At 65.8% G+C, this 13,349-nt stretch carries 12 protein-coding genes and 1 tRNA gene; 3 read left to right on the plus strand and 10 right to left on the minus strand.

Annotated features, from left to right (window positions below; genetic code table 11):
- Nucleotides 1-82: 82 nt before the first annotated feature.
- The 7 genes from pth to IP92_RS19200 form a co-directional block, all read right to left on the minus strand.
- Nucleotides 83-655 carry an aminoacyl-tRNA hydrolase gene (gene pth / locus IP92_RS19170; protein WP_145877982.1) on the minus strand — a complete coding sequence of 191 codons (573 nt, stop codon included), beginning with the start codon at nt 653-655 and terminating at the stop codon, nt 83-85.
- Between the two features lie 108 nt (nt 656-763).
- Entirely contained in the window at nt 764-1,360 is a 597-nt protein-coding gene (locus IP92_RS19175; RefSeq protein ID WP_145877984.1) for a 50S ribosomal protein L25/general stress protein Ctc, read from the minus strand.
- A gap of 165 nt (nt 1,361-1,525) precedes the next feature.
- Nucleotides 1,526-2,476 carry a ribose-phosphate pyrophosphokinase gene (locus IP92_RS19180; RefSeq protein WP_145877986.1) on the minus strand — a complete coding sequence of 317 codons (951 nt, stop codon included), beginning with the start codon at nt 2,474-2,476 and terminating at the stop codon, nt 1,526-1,528.
- Nucleotides 2,477-2,621: 145 nt separating this feature from the next.
- Nucleotides 2,622-2,698: transfer RNA gene (locus IP92_RS19185), tRNA-Gln, on the minus strand.
- A 101-nt stretch (nt 2,699-2,799) separates the two neighbouring features.
- Nucleotides 2,800-3,687, minus strand: a complete 888-nt coding sequence (gene ispE, locus IP92_RS19190; protein WP_145877988.1) for a 4-(cytidine 5'-diphospho)-2-C-methyl-D-erythritol kinase — start codon at nt 3,685-3,687, stop codon at nt 2,800-2,802.
- Nucleotides 3,684-4,289, minus strand: coding sequence for an outer membrane lipoprotein LolB (locus IP92_RS19195; RefSeq protein WP_145877990.1), 606 nt, complete (start codon nt 4,287-4,289; stop codon nt 3,684-3,686). The genes ispE and IP92_RS19195 overlap by 4 nt, the downstream gene beginning before the upstream one ends.
- 7 nt (nt 4,290-4,296) lie before the next feature.
- Nucleotides 4,297-6,117, minus strand: a complete 1,821-nt coding sequence (locus IP92_RS19200) for a tetratricopeptide repeat protein (protein ID WP_145877993.1) — start codon at nt 6,115-6,117, stop codon at nt 4,297-4,299.
- 105 nt (nt 6,118-6,222) lie between these two features.
- Between IP92_RS19200 and mutM the strand changes: the two genes are divergently transcribed.
- The 3 genes from mutM to mutY are packed head-to-tail and all read left to right on the plus strand — an operon-like array spanning nt 6,223 to nt 10,120.
- The gene (gene mutM / locus IP92_RS19205; protein WP_145877995.1) at nt 6,223-7,056 is read left to right on the plus strand and encodes a bifunctional DNA-formamidopyrimidine glycosylase/DNA-(apurinic or apyrimidinic site) lyase; all 834 of its coding nucleotides are present in this window, start codon (nt 6,223-6,225) and stop codon (nt 7,054-7,056) included.
- 5 nt (nt 7,057-7,061) lie between these two features.
- On the plus strand, nt 7,062-8,981 hold the full coding sequence (locus IP92_RS19210) for a dynamin family protein (RefSeq protein WP_145877997.1): 1,920 nt from the start codon (nt 7,062-7,064) through the stop codon (nt 8,979-8,981).
- A 38-nt stretch (nt 8,982-9,019) separates the two neighbouring features.
- Complete coding sequence (gene mutY, locus IP92_RS19215; protein WP_229418856.1) at nt 9,020-10,120, plus strand: A/G-specific adenine glycosylase; 1,101 nt, start codon at nt 9,020-9,022, stop codon at nt 10,118-10,120.
- A 9-nt stretch (nt 10,121-10,129) separates the two neighbouring features.
- Here mutY and IP92_RS19220 read toward each other — a convergent pair whose 3' ends face one another.
- The 3 genes from IP92_RS19220 to aroKB form a co-directional block, all read right to left on the minus strand.
- On the minus strand, nt 10,130-10,390 hold the full coding sequence (locus tag IP92_RS19220) for a hypothetical protein (protein WP_145878000.1): 261 nt from the start codon (nt 10,388-10,390) through the stop codon (nt 10,130-10,132).
- Nucleotides 10,391-10,481: 91 nt separating this feature from the next.
- Nucleotides 10,482-11,612 (minus strand): deoxyguanosinetriphosphate triphosphohydrolase, encoded by a 1,131-nt coding sequence (locus IP92_RS19225; RefSeq protein ID WP_145878002.1) that lies wholly within the window; start codon nt 11,610-11,612, stop codon nt 10,482-10,484.
- Nucleotides 11,613-11,614: 2 nt separating this feature from the next.
- Nucleotides 11,615-13,234: a bifunctional shikimate kinase/3-dehydroquinate synthase AroKB gene (gene aroKB / locus IP92_RS19230; RefSeq protein ID WP_308807595.1), complete on the minus strand. Its 1,620-nt coding sequence runs from the start codon at nt 13,232-13,234 to the stop codon at nt 11,615-11,617.
- Nucleotides 13,235-13,349: the final 115 nt, after the last annotated feature.

Consider the following 13,349-nt stretch of genomic DNA (forward strand, 5'->3'; position numbering starts at 1 on the left):
GCGGAGCCAGTATAAGACAGCGCCATGATGCTGCCTATGGGGAACTTATCTTTCCCTCGACAAGTTTCATTGGACGCAACGATTAGTTGCTGTGAAGCTGCATCATCGCTTCCGGCATCTTGCCGGCGACGGCCAGCGGGATGATCTTGAGGCTTTTCTCGATCGCTTCGTCGATCAGCAACTGCTCTTCGCGGCGCGCGCGATGCAGCACGAAGTCGGCTACGTTCTGCGTCAGGTTCAAGGTACGCGGGTGGCCGATGCCGATGCGCAGCCGCCAGTAATCCTGCGTGCCGAGCGCGGCGGTGATGTCCTTCAAGCCGTTATGCCCGCCGGACGAGCCGCCCTTCTTCAGCTTGGCCGCGCCGGGCGGCAGGTCGAGCTCGTCATGGACGACGAGGATCTCGTCGGCGTTGATCTTGAAGAAGCGCGCGATGCCGCCGACGGACTGGCCGGAGCGGTTCATGTACGTCTGCGGTTCCAGCAACCAGACCTCATTGCCACCGATCGAGGTCTTTTGCGCCAGCGCATTGAAGCGGCTCTCGCGTTGCAGCGGGCCGGTGGCGAGATTGTCGACCAGCCAGAAGCCGGCGTTGTGACGGGTTTGCTCATATTCGGCGCCGGGATTACCGAGGCCGACGATCAGGCGGATGGTCATGGCAGGAATGAATAAGTTGCTCGAAAAATGGTGACAGGCCCCATTTTCAAAGAAATATTAGCGAAAAAAAACCCTGCCGGAGCAGGGTTTCTTTCGCAGAAGCGAAGATTACTTCTTCTCTTCGGCAGCGGCTTCGGCGGACACCTGGCCGGCCGGGACGGATGCCGTAGCGATCGTCAGGTCGGTGCCGTGCGTCAGGATGGACACGCCTTCCGGCAGCTTCAGGTCCGATGCGTGCAGCGTCGTGCCGACGTCCATGTTCGTCAGGTCGACGGAGATGAACTCAGGCAGTTTGCCCGGCAGGCAGGACACTTCGATCTCGTTGGCCACGTGGCTGATCGTTGCGCCGTGCAGTTTGACGGCCGGCGACACTTCGGCGTTTTCGAAGTGGAGTGCCACTTTCACGTGGATCGGCTGGTTCGCGTCGACGCGCTGGAAGTCAGCGTGCAGCACCAGTTGCTTGTATGCGTGCATCTGGAAGTCGCGCAGCAGGACTTTCTGCACCTGGCCGTCGATTTCCATGTCCAGGATCGACGAGTGGAAGGCTTCCTTCTTCAGCGCGTGGTACAGCGCGTTGTGGTCCAGGGCGATCGTCACCGGGGCTTCGGTGCCGCCGTAGATGATGCCAGGGGTCTGGCCGGAAATACGCAGGCGGCGGCTCGCACCCGTGCCCTGCAGTTCGCGTTTGAATGCAACAACTTTCATTTGATACTCCAAAAAGAGCCGGGATTCTCACCCCGTCGTTATGAAGCTTCCCGCGACCAGGAAGCTTCGAAAATCGGCACCGCTCGCACGCTGCCGGATAAAACACGCGGCGCGGCCGGCAGAAAAGCCGGTCGCGCCGCAGGAATGCTTGCGGTTCGCTGACGCTTAGTCGACGAACAGGGAGATCACGGAATCGCCCTTGATGATGCGCTTGAACGTCTCCGCCAGCAGCGGTGCGCAGGTCAGTTGACGGATCTTGCCGCAGGCCTTGCCGGCTTCGGACAGCGGGATCGTGTCCGTCACCACCAGCTCGTCCAGCGACGAACTCGTGATGCGCTCGATCGCCGGGCCGGACAGCACCGGGTGCGTGCAATACGCGATGACCTTCTTGGCGCCGCGCTCTTTCAGCACTTCAGCGGCTTTCACCAGCGTGCCGGCCGTGTCGACCATGTCGTCCATGATCACGCAGTTGCGGCCTTCGACGTCGCCGATGATGTTCATCACTTCCGACACGTTGGCTTTCGGACGGCGCTTGTCGATGATCGCCAGGTCGCAGTTCAGGCGCTTGGCCAGCGCGCGCGCGCGCACCACGCCGCCCACGTCCGGGGACACCACCAGCAAGTCCTGGTAGTCCTTCTTCTGCAGGTCGCCCAGCAGGATCGGAGAAGCGTAGATGTTGTCGACGGGGATATCGAAGAAGCCCTGGATCTGGTCGGCGTGCAGGTCCATGATCAGGACGCGCTCGACGCCGGCTTCTTCCAGCATGTTGGCGACGACCTTGGCCGAGATGGCGACACGGGCGGAACGCGGACGGCGGTCCTGGCGGGCATAGCCGAAGTACGGAATGGCCGCGGTGATGCGGCCGGCGGATGCGCGTTTCAGGGCATCGACCATCAGGATCAGTTCCATCAGGTTGTCGTTGGTCGGCGCGCAGGTCGATTGCAGCACGAAGACGTCTTTACCGCGGACGTTTTCGTTAATTTCGACCATTACTTCGCCGTCCGAGAATTTCGAAACGACCGCTTTGCCGAGGGGGATGCCGAGATTTTTCGCGACCCCTTCTGCCAACGCAGGATTAGCGTTGCCGGTAAAAACCATCAGGTTTTCATAAGCCATGGGAGTCCCAGGAAGGTAAGCTTTGAACTTGAAATACCACCGGACTTAAATCCGGTGTCGGAATAAAAAAGCCCCGGCTCGGCAGGGGCATTTTTTGTTATTCTCAGGTCTGGAGCCTCTCGCATCGACAGACCCGAGGAATTGGTGGCAGGGGAACAAGGATTCGAACCTTGGTATGCCGGAATCAAAATCCGGTGCCTTAACCAGCTTGGCGATTCCCCTACACTTGACTGACTGCGTTCCGTCAGATGGCGAGCATTATACTAGCAAAACGACGTAACGCCAAATCTTTTTACGCTCCGCAACTTTCGACTAGCTTTCCGCTAGTTGCCGGCGAAACGGCGCAGCAACGGATGTTTCTCGAGAGTCCGCGCTTTCCATCCCTTCCAGATGGACGGTATCTGCTGCAATACCGCGTCGGCCTCTGGTTCACTGTGAAACGCGCAGAACACGCACGCTCCCGAACCGGTCATCCTTGCATCGCCGTGTGCCGCCAGCCATTCTACCGCCTCTGCTACCGGCGGGAACAAGCGGGTGGCCACCTGTTGCAAATCGTTCCTTCCAAACTGCCGCCCATCTTGCGAATCGGCGTAGTGCCTGGAAAAGTCCGACATTATGACGGGCGGTGTGTTCCTTGTCAAATGTTCCGAAGTGAAAATGCTGGCCGTCGGCACCTGCACACCGGGCTCGATGACGACGTACCAGCGGGCCGGCACAGCCACCGGCCGCAGCGCTTCGCCGACACCTTCCGCGAACGCCGTCTCGCCGAAGATGAAGAACGGGATGTCGGCACCCAGCGGCAGGCCCAGGTCCATCAGTTCCTGCTGCGTCAGCCCGGCATCCCACAGGCGGTTCAGCGCCATCAGGGTCGTTGCGGCATCGGATGAACCGCCGCCCAGCCCGCCGCCCATCGGCAGGATCTTGTCGATCGCGATGTCCACGCCCGGCGGCAACGCGCCCGTGCGGCGCAGCACTTCCTGCTGCAGCAGCCGGGCCGCCCGCACGATCAGGTCCTGCTCTTCCGGCACGCCGGGCACGTCGGTGACACGGCGGATCGCCTCGTCATCGCGCAGCGTGAAGTCGAGCGTGTCGGCCCGGTCGATCAGCACGAACGCGGTCTGCAGCAGGTGGTAGCCGTCCGGGCGGCGGCCCGTCACGTGCAGGAACAGGTTCAGTTTCGCGGGCGCGGGGCAGTGCGTCAGGCTGTTCATCGGTCGGTCCGTTCCAGCACGACGATGCGGATCTCGATGTTCTCCACGTCGCCGCCGGCACCGCGGCGGGCGTCGATGCGCCGCGGCTTCGGCGGCGTCGCGTCGTCCTGCCACGCGACGAATTCGAGCTGCCAGCCGTCGCGCGTGGTGAGCTGGTTCCGCGCCGGGCTGGCGGCAAAGCGCTGCCCGCTCTCGGCCATCGCGTAGCCCTGCAGCCAGTCGCGCAGGCCGGCCACCGGCAGGGGCCAGCCCAGCACGCGGGCGGTCAGCGCGTCGACGTCCGGCGCGCTGACCGGCGGTTTGTTGCCTTCCGTGAGCACCGCCTCGCCCGGCGTGACGGCGATCGTCGCGATCGTCTGCCCCAGCGGCGACGCCAGCTCGACGTCGGTGCGGCTGCCGTCCTGGCGCCAGGTGAACTTGCCCGACAGCGTTTCGCGCTTGCCGTCGCGGACGTAATTGACGGAGAGGTTGCCGGCCAGCTCGAGCTTGTCGACGTACGGCGCCACGGCGGTGGTGGACAGTGGCGTGCGTGGCGCGGTGGCGCAGCCGGACAGGAATGCGGCGGCCAGCGCGGCGCTGGCGATCAGGCGGGTTGCAGTCATGCGGTCCTTATAAACTGGTGTTCAGGCGCGCCAGCGTATCGCGCAGCGCGTCGTTCTTCGGGTCCTTGGCGCGGGCTTCGCGCCACAGCTTCTGGGCTTCGCCGCGCTCGCCCAACTGCCACAGCACCTCGCCCAGGTGGACGGCGATCTCGGCATCGTTGCGGATCGTGTAGGCGCGGCGCAGCGTGTCGGCGGCATCCTTCAGGCGGCCCATGCGGAACTGCACCCAGCCCATCGAGTCCATGATGAACGGATCGCCCGGCGCCATCTCAAGGGCCTTGGCGATCAGCGCGTAGGCTTCGTCCAGGCGCACGCCGCGGTCGGCCAGCGAATAGCCGAGCGCATTGTACGCGTGATGGTTTTCCGGCACCGCCTCCATCACCTTGCGCAGCGCGGCTTCCATCTCGTCGGTCTTGCCCTGCTTCTCGGCCGCCAGCGCGAAGTCGTACAGCAGGTCGGGGCTGTCCGGGAAGCGTTTCACGGCATCGGCCAGGAGCGTATAGGCTTCCGCGCCGCGGCCCGCGTCGCGCAGCAGCTGGCCTTCCGTCTGCACCACCTCGGCCTGCTCGGCCGGGTCGACGGCCGCGATCTCGTGCAGCATCGTGCGGGCCCGCTCCACGTCGCCCTTCTTCGCCGTCAGGTACGCGCGCTTCAGGCGCGCCGTCATGTACAGGCGCGGCTCGTCGGCGCTGACCTTGTCCAGCCAGCCCAGCGCCCCATCGAGATCGCCGCGCTCCTCGGCGATCTGCGCCAGCAGCATCAGCCCTTTCGACGGGTCGCGCTCGCCCTCCTCGCTGTTGGCCAGCACGTCGACGAAGCGGCGCAGGTACGTCTCGGCGGCCTGCGGGTCGTTCGACTGCATCGACATGATGCCGAGCGCATACAGCGTGGCCGGGTTGTCCGGGTCACCCTTCAGCATCAGCTGGAACTGGCCTTTGGCCTGGTCGTAGCGCTTCTGTTCGACCAGCAGGCGGGCATACGCGGAACGCACTTCGCGCGCGTTCGGGTTCTGCTTCAGGAAGCCGGCGAACAGCTGGCCGGCCGCGTCGACGTCGCCCATCACCTGTGCCATCGTCAGCGCCGCCAGTTCCGAATCGGGCTTCAGTTCCAAGGCGCGCTTGGCCTCGCGCATCGCGCGGTCCTTGTCCTCGGCCGCATAGGCGCCCTGCGCCAGCACCAGGTGGCTTTCCATCATGCCGCCGTAAGGCGCCAGCACGCGCTCCATCAGCGCGAACGCGGCGGCCTTGTCGCGCGCCCGCAGCAGGTATTGCTGCATCTGGAACATCACCAGGCCGCGCGCCTCGCGCGGCGCGCCATTCAGCCGTTGCGCGAACACCTGCTCGGACTCGGACAGATCGTCGCCCAACACCGAAAAACCAAGGAAGTACTGCACCGCCTCATCCGAATCGGGTGCCAGCTCGCGCCACAGGCGGATCGCCGCCAGTGCCTCGTTGCCCTGCTTGGCCGCCAGCGCCATTTCGGCGGAGCGGCGCGCCAGGCGCGGATCGCGGGTCTGCTGGGCCAGCACCATCATCGACACATAGGCGCTTTGCCACTGGCCCCGCTTGAAATCCAGCTCGGCTTTCGTCAGCTTGTACAGCAGGTCGCTGGTCAGCTCCACGGCCGGCAGCTTTTCCTCATGCTGCAGCGTGGCGGCCAGCCCGGCGGTACCGGATCCCTCCGCCGCCGGCTCCTGGGCCGCGGGGGCCGGCGCCGGTGACGGCGCGGTGGTGGCGTCGTCGCCCCCCTGTTTTGGTGGCGCAACAGCGCACGCGGACAGCAGGGCCGAGAGGGTTACAATGGCGAGTGCGTTCTTCAAGGGATGCATCCAGGATCGGTCAAACCTTGATTCTACGCCCAACCCATCGCCTGCGCGGATTGCAGGTGTAACGAAGTATAGTTTTCCGGCATCGTTTTTCGCCACTCCTGCCCTATGCCAGAATTACCGGAAGTCGAAGTCACCCGGCGCGGCGTCGCGCCCCATATCGAAGGCCGCGCGGTGCGCGACGTGGTGCTGCGCCGCGCCGGTCTGCGCTGGCCGTTCCCGGCCAGCCTGCCCGAGATCCTCGCGGACCGCACGGTGCAGGCGACGGGCCGGCGCGGCAAGTACCTGCTGGTCGAATTCGCGCATGGCACGCTGATCATCCACCTCGGCATGAGCGGCCACCTGCGCGTGCTGCCGCCCGGCGTGCCCGCGCAGAAGCACGACCACTTCGACCTCGTCGTCGAAGGGAAGGAAGGCAGGCAGGTGCTGCGGCTGACGGACCCGCGCCGCTTCGGCGCCGTGCTGTGGCATCCGCAGGAGGAAGGCGAACTCGATACGCACCTGCTGTTGCGCGGCCTGGGCGTGGAGCCCCTCGGCCCGGAGTTTACCGGCGAACTGCTGTACCGGAAGACGCGCGGCCGCTCGGTGGCCGTGAAGGCCGCGCTGCTGGCGGGCGACATCGTCGTCGGCGTCGGCAATATCTACTGTTCCGAAAGCCTGTTCCGCGCCGGGATCAACCCGAAGACGCCGGCCGGCCGCATCGGCCGCGCGCGCTACGACAAGCTGGCGCAGGCGATCCGCGACGTGCTGGCCGAGGCCATCGTCCAGGGCGGCAGCACGCTGCGCGACTTCATCGGCGTGAACGGCCAGTCCGGCTACTTCCAGCAGTCGTATTTCGTGTACGACCGCGCGGGCCTGCCGTGCCGCATCTGCGCGGCGCCTGTCCGCCAGATCAAGCAGGGGCAGCGTTCGACGTTCTACTGCGTCAATTGCCAACGGTGACGGCCATGGTGCGCGACCTCGAACAATACAGTGCCTGGCGCCAGGGCGTCGTCGCCGCGCTGCAGAACTACCGCGCCCAGGCAGCCAGCGCCGACCTGCTCGATGCCGCGACGGCGCAGCGCATCGCCCGCACGCTGGCGCGGCTGGCGGACGACAAGCTGTCCGTTGCGTTCGTGGCCGAATTCTCGCGCGGGAAGTCGGAACTGATCAACGCGATCTTCTTCGCCGACTACGGCCAGCGCATCCTCCCTTCGGCGGCCGGCCGCACGACGATGTGCCCCACCGAGCTGCTGTACGACCCGGCGCTGTCCGCGTCGATCCGGCTGCTGCCCATCGAAACGCGGGCCGGCAACCTGTCGACCAGCGATTACCGCGACGACCCGGATGCCTGGACCGTGCTGCCGCTGAACGTGGGCGCGGCCGACGAGATGCACGACGCGTTTCGCGAGGTGAGCCAGACCCGCGCCGTGCCCGTCGACGAGGCGCGCCGCTACGGCCTGTACGACCCGGAAGATCCCGACCTTGCCGCCAGCGTCAGCGCCGACGGCATGATCGAGATCTCGCGCTGGCGCCACGCGATCATCAATTTCCCGCACCCGCTGCTGCAGCAAGGGCTCGTGATCCTCGATACGCCCGGGCTGAATGCGATCGGCACCGAGCCGGAACTGACGCTGAACCTGATCCCCCACGCGCACGCGGTGCTGTTCATCCTGGCCGCGGACACGGGCGTGACGAAGAGCGACATCGAAGTCTGGCGCGAACACATCGGCGCCGGCGCAGGCCGGCTCGTGGTGCTGAACAAGATCGACGGCATGTGGGACCCGCTGCGCCCCCCGGCCGAGGTGGATGCGGAGATCGCCCGCCAGCAGGCGCACGCCGCGCAGCTGCTCGGCGTCGACGACCGCCAGGTGTTCCCCGTCTCGGCGCACAAGGCGCTGGTGGCGAAGATCACCGGCGACGGCGACCTGCTCGAACGCAGCCGCATCGCCCAGCTGGAACAGGCGCTGTTCGACGAACTGATTCCCGCCAAGCGCGAGATCGTGCGCCGCCGGCTGACGGAAGACCTGCACGCGCTGTCCGGCGCGCAGCAGGCGATGCTGGCTGCGAAGCTGCGCGGCATCGTCGAACAGCTGCATGAGCTGAAAAGCCTGCGCGGCAAGAACCACAACGTGATCGCGCACATGGTGCGCCGCGTCGAGGCGGAGAAGAAGGAATTTGACGCCAGCCTGTTCCGCCTGCAGGCCACGCGCGCCGTGTTCACGCGCCTGTCGACGGAGCTCTACGCCACGCTGGGCATGGACGTGCTGCGCGACCACGTGCTGCAGGTACGGGCGGCGATGGCGCGCAGCCACTTCTCCACCGGCCTGCGCGACGCCGTGCGCGTATTCTTCGACAGCGTGCACGCGGAGCTGGAGGAATCGGACCGCAAGATCGTCGAGATCCGCGACATGATGGACGGGATGTTCCGCAAGTTCTCGGCGGAGCATGGCTTTGCGCTGGCGCCGCCACCGCCGTTCGCGCTGGCGAAGTACCGCGCCCAGATCTCGGACGTGGAAGCGATCTACCAGAAGCAGTTCGGCGCGACGACCTTGCTGACCACGAGCCGCGTCGTGCTGATGGAACGCTTCTTCGACACGATCGCCTCGCAGGTCAAGCGCTGCTTCAAGACGGCCAATGCCGATGCCGAAAGCTGGCTGAAGGTGATCATGGCGCCGCTCGAGGCGCAGATCCGCCAGCACCGCGAACAATTGAAGCACCGGCAGGCGTCGATCCAGCGCATCCACGACGCCACCGATACGCTGGAACAGAAGATCGCCGCCTTCGAAGAGGCCAAGGCGGCGCTCGACCAACAGAAGGACAGGCTGGCGCAGCTCGCCGAGGCGATCGGCACCGCGATCGACATGGAACTGGCTGCCGCCGCATAGCACGCCGCAACGAAAGGTATTACTTGCAGTACGAACGATTGGAAGACCCCGCTTTTTCCGCCACCCTGATCGCCTGGCAGCGCCAGCATGGACGGCATACGCTGCCCTGGCAGAACACCCGCGACGCCTACCGCATCTGGCTCTCCGAGATCATGCTGCAGCAGACGCAAGTCGCCGCCGTGCTGGGCTACTACGCGCGCTTCCTCGAGCGCTTCCCCACCGTGCACGACCTGGCCGCCGCGCCCGTCGAGGACGTGATGGCGCAGTGGAGCGGCCTCGGTTATTACACGCGGGCGCGCAACCTGCACAAATGCGCGCAGCGCGTCGTCGCCGAATACGGCGGCGTGTTCCCGTCCGACCCGGTACTGCTGGCCGAACTGCCCGGCATCGGCCGTTCGACGGCGGCGGCGATTGCCGCGTTCTCCAGCGGCACGCGCGCGGCGATCATGGACGGCAACGTCAAGCGCGTGTTCGCCCGCGTGTTCGGCATCGACACCTATCCCGGCGAGCGCAAGACCGAGGAGGCGATGTGGCGCCGCGCCGAGGCGCTGCTGCCGGCCGCGGACATCGAAGCCTACACGCAGGGGCTGATGGACATGGGCGCCACGCTGTGCACGCGCAGCAGCCCGGATTGCACGCGCTGCCCGATGCAGCCGCGCTGCGTGGCGCATGCCACCGATCGGGTCAAGGAGCTGCCGGTGCGTAAACCAAGGAAGGCGACGCCGGAAAAGCACGCGGTGCTGCTGGTGGTGGTGCACGGCGGCCAGGTGCTGCTGGAACAGCGCCCCGCGGCCGGGATCTGGGGCGGCCTGCTGTCGCTGCCGGAAGTGGCCGGCCACGTGGCGATGACGGAAGACGATGTCCCGGAGCTCGACGACGAAGCCGTCGCCCGCGCGCTGCTGCCGTTAGGCGTGCCCGAATCGCGCGAGCGGCTGAACGTGGTCACGCACGTCTTCACGCATTACCGGCTGCAGATCGTGCCGGTGCTCGCAACGCTGGCGCAACGCGCGCCGCTGGCGGCCGATGGACGCTACCTGTGGCTCGATACGGGGAAGATCGCGGACGCGGCGTTGCCGGCGCCAGTGAAGAAACTGCTGCTGGAATTGCTGGGAACGGATGCGCAGGGGCGGATGTTCTAACGCGGCGTTTTACAGGAACTTGCCGGCGCTGAACGCGACAGCGGCCAGCGACACCGTGGTGGCGAAGAACCACCGGATCAGCCGGTTTTCCATCTCGGACAGGTTGTTATCGAGGCGCGACAAGCGATCCTGCACCTTCGATTCCAGCTTCACGAGGTCTTCCTTGGTGGCATAGTTCGAGCGGATCACGGCAACGTCGCGCTCGACGGCCGCCAAACGGCGCTCGTTGCCGTTGCCATTGCGCGTAATGGTTTGCGTGTCTTCTTCCATGGCGCAGCCCCCATTGGTCTTCGTGGACTCATCGTCGTCCACGCAACGGCAAAGGTCAAGCGGATCATCGGATCAGCTTGATACTTGTCACTCACAGTTCTTCGAGGGAATACAACTGCCGGTGCACGCGGATCGCGTAACGGTCCGTCATGCCGGCAATGTAGTCGGCAATACGGCGTGCCTGCTTCGTCGGATCGCCGGAAGGTTCCCGGTAATCGGGCGGCAGCAACTGCGGATCGGCCGTGAACGCTTCGTACAGCTCGCGCACCATGCGGCTGGCCTTCAGGCGCATTCGGTTGACCTTGTAATGCCGGTACAGGTTCTCGCGCAGGAAACGCTTCAGCTCGGTCGCATCCTTGCGCATCGGGTCCGAGAAGCGGATCAGCGGCGGGCCGGCGCGTACGTCGTCGATGCTGCCCGGATTCGCTTCGGCGATGCGGGCGAGCGACGTGACGATCAGGTCGTCCGCCAGCGCCGTGATCAGGCGGCGCAACGTCTCGTAGATAGCGCGCCGCCCCGTCAGGCCCGGGAACGCCGTCTGCACCTCGTGCCACAGCCGGCCGAAGAAATCGACCTGTTCCAGCTGGTCGATCGTGATCAGGCCGGAACGCAGGCCGTCGTCGATGTCGTGGCTGTTGTACGCGATCTCGTCCGCCAGGTTCGTCAGCTGCGCTTCCAGCGACGGCTGGGTCTTGTCGAGGAAGCGCTGCGCCACTTCGCCCAGCTGGCGCGCGTTCGTCACCGAGCAGTGCTTCAGGATGCCTTCGCGCGTCTCGAACATCAGGTTCAGGCCGTCGAAGGCGCCGTACTGCTCTTCGAGGTGGTCGACAACGCGCAGGCTTTGCAGGTTGTGCTCGAAGCCGCCGTGGTCCTTCATGCATTCGTTCAGCACGTCCTGCCCCACGTGGCCGAACGGCGTGTGGCCCAGGTCGTGCGCCAGCGCGATCGCTTCGACCAGGTCTTCGTTCAGGCGCAGGTTGCGCGCCAGCGAACGGCCGATCTGCGCCACTTCCAGGCTGTGCGTCAGGCGCGTGCGGAACAGGTCGCCCTCGTGGTTCAGGAACACCTGAGTCTTGTATTCCAGCCGGCGGAACGCGGTCGAGTGGATGATGCGGTCGCGGTCGCGCTGGAACTGGCTGCGCGACGCGTGCGGGGTTTCGGGATAGCGGCGGCCGCGCCCTTTATCCGAATGCGCGGCATACGGAGCGAGCGCTTCTTCCATGCTTACTCCACGCAGGCGGCGATCGTGGCGAGCAGCGCGTCTTGCGGCGCGCTCGTCACGATGGCCGTGCCCAAGGGTTTCAGGAGGATGAACTTGATGGCGCCGCCTTCGTTCTTCTTGTCGACTTCCATCAGTTCGAGCCAGCGCTCGGCGCCCAGGTCCGGCGCCTTGACGGGCAGCCCGGCCGCCTCGACCAGCGTGCGGATCCGGTCGACCGTGGCGCGGTCGATGAACCCGAGCCGGTGCGACAGGTCGGCCGCCATCACCATGCCGCAGCCGACGGCCTCGCCATGCAGCCAGGCGCCGTAGCCCATGCCCGCCTCGATCGCATGGCCGAACGTGTGGCCGAAGTTCAGGATCGCGCGCAGGCCGCCTTCGCGCTCGTCCTGCCGCACGACGTCCGCCTTGATCTCGCAGGAGCGCGCGATCGCGTAGGCCAGTGTCGCCTTGTCGCGTGCAACCAGCTTGTCGATGTGCGCCTCGGTCCACTCGAAGAATGCCTCGTCGATGATCGGGCCGTACTTGATCACCTCCGCCAGGCCGGCCGCCAGCTCGCGCTGCGGCAGCGTCTGCAACGTCGACGTGTCGGCCAGTACCGCTTTCGGCTGGTAGAACGCGCCGATCATGTTCTTGCCCAGCGGGTGGTTGATGCCCGTCTTGCCGCCAACGGAGGAATCGACCTGCGCCAGCAGCGTCGTCGGCACCTGGATGAAGTCGATGCCGCGCATGTACGACGCGGCGGCATAGCCCGTCAGGTCGCCGATCACGCCGCCACCGAGCGCGATCAGGGTGCTCTTGCGGTCGAATTTGTTTTCCAGCAGCGCGTCGAAGATCCGCATCAGGCTGCCCCAGTGCTTGTGCTCTTCGCCGTCCTCCAGCACGATGGCGATCACGTCCTTTCCGGCGGCCTTCAGCGGCGCGGCGAGGCGTTCCAGGTACAGCGGCGCGACGGTCGTGTTCGTCACGATCGCCACCTTGTGGCTGCCCGCATGGCGCGCCAGCAGCGCGGTGTCGTCCAGCACGGCGGGGCCGATGGCGATCGGATAGCTGCGCTCGCCCAGGTCCACGTTCAGGAGGATATTGGTTTGTTCGTTCATCGAAGGTTCTGCCTGCGTCGTACAGTTCGGAGCGGCCTGGCAAGCCAGGGCGTCCAGCTGGTTGATGATGATCTGGACCATCGATTGTACGTTAGGTCTGCCCGTGTCCACGACGAGATGCGCCATCTCCAGGTACAGCGGCTCGCGCTGCGCCATCAATTCCTCCAGCTTGCGGCGCGGATCGGCCGTCTGCAGCAACGGCCGGTTCTTGTCGTGACTCGTGCGCGCGAGGATGCTCGGAATGCTGGCGCGCAGGTAGATGACGGTGCCCCGCTCGCGCAGCAGCGCGCGCGAATCCGGGTTCAGGATCGCGCCGCCGCCGGTGGCCAGGACGATGCCCTCCTGGCCGCACAGCTCGCGGATCACGTCCGCTTCGCGGCGGCGAAAGCTCGCCTCGCCCTCGATCTCGAAGATCCACGGGATCGTGGCCCCGGTGCGGGTCTCGATCTCGTGGTCGGAATCGACGAAGCGCATTCCCAGTTTGCGGGCAAGCAGGCGGCCGATCGTCGTCTTGCCCGCCCCCATGAGGCCTACCAAAAAAACATTCTGCATCGCGGATCAGATTAGTGCGTATCGCACCATTGTAATCCGAGCCGATGGCCGGCAAAAGAAAAGCCCGGCAGCAGTGCGGCCGGGCTAC

It is taken from the genome of Pseudoduganella flava (assembly GCF_007830495.1).
GTDB classification, from domain to species: Bacteria; Pseudomonadota; Gammaproteobacteria; order Burkholderiales; family Burkholderiaceae_D; genus Rugamonas; species Rugamonas flava.

Excerpts from the sequence above, each read along its gene's own strand:
- pth (WP_145877982.1), bottom strand. The coding sequence starts at position 655 with ATGACCATCCGCCTGATCGTCGGCCTCGGTAATCCCGGCGCCGAATAT.
- IP92_RS19175 (WP_145877984.1), bottom strand. The coding sequence starts at position 1,360 with ATGAAAGTTGTTGCATTCAAACGCGAACTGCAGGGCACGGGTGCGAGC.
- IP92_RS19180 (WP_145877986.1), bottom strand. The coding sequence starts at position 2,476 with ATGGCTTATGAAAACCTGATGGTTTTTACCGGCAACGCTAATCCTGCG.
- ispE (WP_145877988.1), bottom strand. The coding sequence starts at position 3,687 with ATGAACAGCCTGACGCACTGCCCCGCGCCCGCGAAACTGAACCTGTTC.
- IP92_RS19195 (WP_145877990.1), bottom strand. The coding sequence starts at position 4,289 with ATGACTGCAACCCGCCTGATCGCCAGCGCCGCGCTGGCCGCCGCATTC.
- IP92_RS19200 (WP_145877993.1), bottom strand. The coding sequence starts at position 6,117 with ATGCATCCCTTGAAGAACGCACTCGCCATTGTAACCCTCTCGGCCCTG.
- mutM (WP_145877995.1), top strand. The coding sequence starts at position 6,223 with ATGCCAGAATTACCGGAAGTCGAAGTCACCCGGCGCGGCGTCGCGCCC.
- IP92_RS19210 (WP_145877997.1), top strand. The coding sequence starts at position 7,062 with ATGGTGCGCGACCTCGAACAATACAGTGCCTGGCGCCAGGGCGTCGTC.
- IP92_RS19220 (WP_145878000.1), bottom strand. The coding sequence starts at position 10,390 with ATGGAAGAAGACACGCAAACCATTACGCGCAATGGCAACGGCAACGAG.
- IP92_RS19225 (WP_145878002.1), bottom strand. The coding sequence starts at position 11,612 with ATGGAAGAAGCGCTCGCTCCGTATGCCGCGCATTCGGATAAAGGGCGC.
- aroKB (WP_308807595.1), bottom strand. The coding sequence starts at position 13,234 with ATGGGGGCGGGCAAGACGACGATCGGCCGCCTGCTTGCCCGCAAACTG.